Source organism: Rhizobacter sp. P1_G5 (assembly GCF_056405435.1).
This window is the reverse complement of the sequence record NZ_JBFUCB010000506.1, coordinates 1-4,541: the sequence shown is the minus strand read 5'-3', so window position 1 is coordinate 4,541 and position 4,541 is coordinate 1. Positions and strand designations below refer to the sequence as shown.

At 70.6% G+C, this 4,541-nt stretch carries 4 protein-coding genes; all 4 read right to left on the bottom strand.

All coding sequences use genetic code 11. The features are described from left to right. Positions 1-30: 30 nt before the first annotated feature. Positions 31-687: a type III secretion system export apparatus subunit SctR gene (sctR, locus tag AC1D12_RS25635; protein WP_047505502.1), complete on the bottom strand. Its 657-nt coding sequence runs from the start codon at positions 685-687 to the stop codon at positions 31-33. Then, a complete protein-coding gene (gene sctQ / locus AC1D12_RS25630) occupies positions 665-1,735 on the bottom strand; it encodes a type III secretion system cytoplasmic ring protein SctQ (protein WP_465114385.1) in 1,071 nt (356 codons plus the stop codon). The genes sctR and sctQ overlap by 23 nt, the downstream gene beginning before the upstream one ends. A gap of 6 nt (positions 1,736-1,741) precedes the next feature. Beyond that, a complete protein-coding gene (locus tag AC1D12_RS25625) occupies positions 1,742-2,395 on the bottom strand; it encodes a type III secretion HpaP family protein (RefSeq protein WP_477825929.1) in 654 nt (217 codons plus the stop codon). Positions 2,396-2,480: 85 nt separating this feature from the next. Beyond that, positions 2,481-4,433, bottom strand: coding sequence for an FHIPEP family type III secretion protein (locus AC1D12_RS25620; RefSeq protein WP_477843734.1), 1,953 nt, complete (start codon positions 4,431-4,433; stop codon positions 2,481-2,483). Positions 4,434-4,541 lie beyond the last annotated feature (108 nt).

The following is a 4,541-nucleotide window of genomic DNA, read 5'->3' as shown; positions in this document are numbered from 1 at the left end:
ATGTTGTCGTAGTCCATGGTCGTGGGCTCGCTATTTGTAGGTCAGCACCAGGCCGTGGATCAGCGTCGACCAGCCGTCCATCACGACGAACAGCAGCAGCTTGAACGGGATCGCCACCTGCGTCGGCGTCACCTGCGACAGGCCGAGCGCGAGCAGGATGTTCGCGATGATCAGGTCGACGACGACGAAGGCCAGGTACAGCAGGAAGCCGATCTTGAAGGCCGCGGTCAGCTCCGACAGCGTGAAGGCCGGGGCCAGCACGATCAGGTCGTCGGCCTTCAGCGCCTTCGCCCGCTCCGGCGGCCACACCGCGGCCGCCGATTTCAGGAAGAACGCCTTCTCGCGCGCCTGCGCATGCTTGTCGAGGAACTTGCGCACCGGCTCCTTCGCGATCTCCAGCACCTGGCCGATCTGGCCGGCACTCGAGGGCGCGAAGCCCTGGTCCTTCATCTTGTCGTACGAATCCATCACCAGCGGCGCCATGATGTAGGCCGACACGATGATCGCGATGCCGTTGAGCACCATGTTGGGCGGCACCTGCTGCACGCCGAGCGCGTTGCGCAGCAGCCCCAGCACCACGACGATCTTGGTGTACGAGGTCACCATCATCGCGACGAAGGGCAGCACGCCGATCGCGAACGCGATGACGAGCAGCGGGAGCAGTTCACCCGTGGTGGTCTGCGTCATCGCGTGCCACCATGCGTGTGATGCGGGCGCCCAGCCGCGAGCCGACCGCCACCAGTTCCGCGTGGCCGATCACCTGGCCGCACGACACGAGGCGCAGCCGCGCCTCGGCCGCCGGCGCCCCGAGTTCGATCACGTAGCCGGGCTCGATCGCCTCCAGCTCCGACAGCGGCACCGACACGGTCTCGATCTCGAAACGCACCGGCAGCTCGAGCTCGCCGATCGCATCTGCTTGCTCGCCCGGCTCGGCGAGCAGGTCCTGGTCATCGTCCAACATCTGAAGTCCTCCTTCGACTGTCCATGAATTGCCTTGAATCCGCCCCGGCGCCGCCAGGCAGCGCGCACCGCGCGGCCCCAGCCTGAGCACCGCGGCGGCACCATCCAGCGCCTGCAGGTCCGCAGGCAGCAGCACCACGTCGCCGACCCGCAGCGAGCGCAGCACGTCGATCGACAGCGCGCGGCTCGCGATCACCGCGGCGCCCGGCAGGCGCAGCAGCGARCGCCAGGCGCTCGGCTGGCCGTGCGGCCGTGCCGCACCGCGCAGCGCGTCGTGCACCGGGCCGGGAAGTTGTTGCACGGCGATGCGTGCGATCTCGGCACCGCCGCGGCGCAGGCTGCACCAGCCGCTGCGCGGCACCTGGGCGGCGGCCAGCGGTGCGAGCGACACCGCCTGCACGCCGGGCAGCACGAGGCGCGACAGGCGTTCGGTGGTCTCGCCGAACAGCGCCTCGGCGGCCAGCGCGCGCAGCGGGGCACCGAGGTCGGGCGCGGCGGCCAGCGACAGCGCGGCATCGGCGCGGCAGGCGATCGCGAGGCTGAAGCGGCCGGCGTCGCAGTCGAGCTCCAGCGCGTAGTGGGAGACGCCGCGCGGCGCGCCGGCGGCGTCGGCCACCGCCGCGAGCGACAGGCCGCGCTGCAGGTCCAGCGCCCGCCACAGGGCGCCGAGGCGGCGGTCGTGCAGCAGCCGCGAAGCGCTGGCGGCGGCGGTGCCGACGGCCCCCAGGTGGGTGGCAATCGGCGTGACGGGTTCGATGCGTGCAGCAGCGGTCATGGCGATTCAGTCAATGGTGATGGCGACTTCGCGCCGGCGGTTGAGGGATTCCTCGAGCACCGTGGCAAGTGCGTCGCGATGGGCAAAGAGTAGGTCGCGGGACTTCGACTCGGTGGTCTCGAAGCGAAGCTGCAGCCAGTACGACGAAATCGACAGCGCGAGCGTGGTGTCGGGCAACACATCGGGGCGCAGCGGCATGCGCACCTGCCAGCCTTCGCTGTCGTCGACGGCGCGCTCGTTGCAGAAGCGCGAGATGGTCTGCGCGATCGCGGCGACCACCGGGTGCGTCGGCGCGGCCGCGCGGGCCACGCGGGCGGCTCCCGAGCTGCCGTGCAGCAACGGGTGCAGCAGCTCGGGGCCGGGGACGAGGTCGTCGGCCCATTCGGGCTCGCCATGCTGCTCAGCTTCGGGCTGGCGGGCGACCGGGGCGGCGTGCTCGGGCTCGGCGGAGATGGCGAGTTCGTCTTCGGCGGGGACGTGCGAGGTTGACGGCTCGGCGTCGGGGTGCAGCCGCTCGCCGAACGGCCGCGCACCGCCCGGCTGGCGGCGCTGGCGCAGCAGGTCGGTGAAGCTCGGCGCGCGCAGGCTGTCAGCCGGCGCAGGCTGCTTCGGCAGCGTGCTGCGGTGGACCTCAAACGAGACGGGGCGCGGGCGAGTCATGACAACCCCTCGCCCGGTGGGTACACCGGTCGATCCCCCGGGGGGATGCGGGCCGGCTTGGGGCGGCCCGGCGCTCGGCCCGCCGTCACAGCGCGACCCTGCCGAGCGGCTCGACGCGCACCTGCGAGCCCAGTTCCTGGTACGAGTACACCGCCAGCCACTTCGATTCCGACTCGACGATGCGGCGCACGTAGCGGCGGATGTCCATCGAGGTCACGACCGCGATGCCGGCACGCGGCGTCAGCCCCGCCAGGTCCTTCACGCGCCGCGCGATCGCGCCGACCGCGTCCGGCGCCAGCGCCAGGTAGTTGCCGGCCGGCGTCGGCTTGATCGCGTCGCGGATCATCTTCTCGACCGCCGGCTCCAGCAGCACCGCCGACAGCGAGCCGCTGCCCTGCGTCGCGCGGTGGCTGAGCCAGCGCCCGAGGTCGCCGCGCACGTACTCGGTGAGCATCAGCGCGTCCTTCTCCTTCGGGCCCCAGTTGATCAGGCTCTCGCAGATCGCCCGCATGTTGCGGATCGGCAGCTGCTCTTCCAGCAGCCGGCGCAGCACCTCGGCGATGCGCTGCACCGTGACGACCTTCTGCATCTCGGCCACCAGGCCGGGGTAGTCGGCGCCGACCCGCTCCAGCACCCACTGCACTTCCTGGATGCCGAGGAACTGGTGCGCCTGCTCGTGCAGCGACTGCACCGCGTGCTTCGCGATCACCTCCTCGTTGGACGGCTCGCCGTCCGGCTTCGGGCCGATCACCACCTGGCCGCTGCCGTGCGGCACGTCGTGCAGCAGCAGCTCGTACTCGTTCTCGGCGTGGCTCGCCCGCGTCCACAGCCGGATGCCGGGGAACGGCAGGCCCAGCTGCTCCTGCAGGCCCAGGCGCTCGCGCTCGAACGCGGCGTTCAGCAGGTCGGGCCGCAGCGAGGCCGCCAGCGCCGGCGACATCGTCACCGCGAGCGGCGCGGTGAACGCACTCGCCTTGTCCTCGATCGCCTGGATCTCGCCCTTGCGCGCCTTCGCGCCTTCGCGCTGCAGGCCCTTCAGCGCATCGGCCTCGGCCTCGTGCGACGGCTTGCCCTTGGTCTTACCTTGCAGGTTGCGGCCCAGCATCACCAGCGCGCCGGCCAGCAGCAGGAACACGTACCACGGGAAGCCCGGCACCAGCGCGAAGCCGCACAGGAAGCCGGCCGCCAGGTACAGCGCGCGCGGGCTGCGCGTCAGCTGGTAGGTGATCTCCTCGCCCAGCGACTTCGGCTTCGGCGCGTGCTCGTCGGCCACGCGGGTGATCATCACGCCGGCGGCCACGCAGATCAGCAGCGACGGGATCTGCGACACCATCGCGTCGCCGATCGACAGGATCGCGAAGCGGTTCGCCGCCTCGGCGGCCGGCATGCCGTGGTAGGTGATGCCGATCACGATGCCGGCCAGGATGTTGATCACCGTGATGATCAGCGCCGCGATCGCATCGCCCTTCACGAACTTCATCGCGCCGTCCATGCCGCCGTGCAGCTGGCTTTCCATCGCGAGCGCGGCGCGGCGGTGGCGGGCCTCGTCGGCCGTCAGGTGGCCGGCGCGCAGGTCGGCGTCGATGCTCATCTGCTTGCCCGGCATCGCGTCCAGCGTGAAGCGCGCGCCGACCTCGGCGACCCGCTCCGAGCCCTTCGCGATCACGATGAACTGCACCACCGTGATGATCAGGAACACCACGATCCCGACCACCAGGTTGCCGCCCACCACCAGGTTGCCGAACGACTCGATGATGTGGCCGGCGTCGGCGTGCAGCAGGATCAGCTTGGTCGACGAGATGTTCAGCGACAGCCGGAACAGCGTCGTGAACAGCAGCAGCGCCGGGAACGAGGTCAGCGAGACCGCGCTCGGGATGTACATCGTCACCATCAGCAGCAGCGTGCTGATGGTGAGGTTCACCGCCAGCAGGCCGTCGATCAGGAAGGTCGGCAGCGGCAGCACCATCAGCGCGAGGATGGCCACGATCGTGGCCACCATCGCGGCATCGCCGCCTATGTTGATCTTGAATTTCTTCATGGCATCCGCCTGGGTGGAAAGGGTCAATGAACGGGGTTGTCGGAACCGGGGGCTGGTGTGCTGCCGGGTGAATCGCCGCGCCGGGCGCCGATCTCGTCCACCCAGCGC